Source organism: Cellvibrio sp. pealriver (genome assembly GCF_001183545.1).
In the GTDB taxonomy this organism is placed as follows: domain Bacteria; phylum Pseudomonadota; class Gammaproteobacteria; order Pseudomonadales; family Cellvibrionaceae; genus Cellvibrio.
Genome location: NZ_KQ236688.1, coordinates 4,425,979 through 4,427,331 on the forward strand (window position 1 = coordinate 4,425,979; position 1,353 = coordinate 4,427,331).

The window sequence follows — 1,353 nt, forward strand, 5'->3', positions numbered from 1 at the left end:
TGCAAGCGAAGCTCTTGATCGAAGCCCCGGTAAACGGCGGCCGTAACTATAACGGTCCTAAGGTAGCGAAATTCCTTGTCGGGTAAGTTCCGACCTGCACGAATGGCGTAATGATGGGGGCGCTGTCTCCACCCGAGACTCAGTGAAATTGAAATCGCGGTTAAGATGCCGTGTACCCGCGGCTAGACGGAAAGACCCCGTGAACCTTTACTATAGCTTTGCACTGAACTTTGAACCTATCTGTGTAGGATAGGTGGGAGGCTTTGAAGTCGAGACGCTAGTTTCGATGGAGCCGTCCTTGAAATACCACCCTGGTATGTTTGAGGTTCTAACGTCGGCCCCTTATCGGGGTTACGGACAGTGTATGGTGGGTAGTTTGACTGGGGCGGTCTCCTCCCAAAGAGTAACGGAGGAGCACGAAGGTGTGCTAATCATGGTCGGAAATCATGAGGTTAGTGTAAAGGCAAAAGCACGCTTGACTGCGAGACAGACATGTCGAGCAGGTACGAAAGTAGGTCTTAGTGATCCGGTGGTTCTGTATGGAAGGGCCATCGCTCAACGGATAAAAGGTACTCCGGGGATAACAGGCTGATACCGCCCAAGAGTTCACATCGACGGCGGTGTTTGGCACCTCGATGTCGGCTCATCACATCCTGGGGCTGAAGCCGGTCCCAAGGGTATGGCTGTTCGCCATTTAAAGTGGTACGCGAGCTGGGTTTAGAACGTCGTGAGACAGTTCGGTCCCTATCTGCCGTGGGCGTTGGAGATTTGAGAAGAGTTGTTCCTAGTACGAGAGGACCGGAATGAACGCACCTCTGGTGTTCGGGTTGTCATGCCAATGGCACTGCCCGGTAGCTATGTGCGGACGGGATAACCGCTGAAAGCATCTAAGCGGGAAGCCTCCTTCAAGATGAGATCTCCCTGGGGCTTTAAGCCCCCTAAAGAGCCGTTGAAGACTACGACGTTGATAGGTTGGGTGTGGAAGCGCTGCGAGGCGTTGAGCTAACCAATACTAATTGCTCGTGCGGCTTGACCATATAACAGAATCGACTGTTAACGGTTAAACGATTCAGAAAGTCCGGACTTGTGCGATACGCAAGCATCCAAATGCTGTAAAATACAGCCAGCAAACTTTACGTTCCGCCACCCTATTTGAGTCAATCAAGGCCGACATAATAGATGTCATAAGACCTTCGAACTCATACAAAATTGCTTGACGACCATAGCAAGTTGGAACCACCTGATCCCATTCCGAACTCAGAAGTGAAACGACTTAGCGCCGATGGTAGTGTGGGGCTTCCCCATGTGAGAGTAGGACATCGTCAAGCTTCTAATACAAAATCCCTGTCAGAC

At 51.3% G+C, this 1,353-nt stretch carries 1 rRNA gene and 2 other annotated features; the gene reads left to right on the forward strand.

Annotated elements, in window-relative coordinates:
- Window positions 1-38: 38 nt before the first annotated feature.
- Window positions 39-95 (forward strand) — a sequence feature (23S ribosomal RNA rRNA prediction is too short).
- 56 nt (window positions 96-151) lie between these two features.
- Window positions 152-1,024, forward strand: a sequence feature (23S ribosomal RNA rRNA prediction is too short).
- Between the two features lie 188 nt (window positions 1,025-1,212).
- Window positions 1,213-1,328: ribosomal RNA gene (gene rrf, locus VC28_RS19240) — 5S ribosomal RNA — on the forward strand.
- Window positions 1,329-1,353 lie beyond the last annotated feature (25 nt).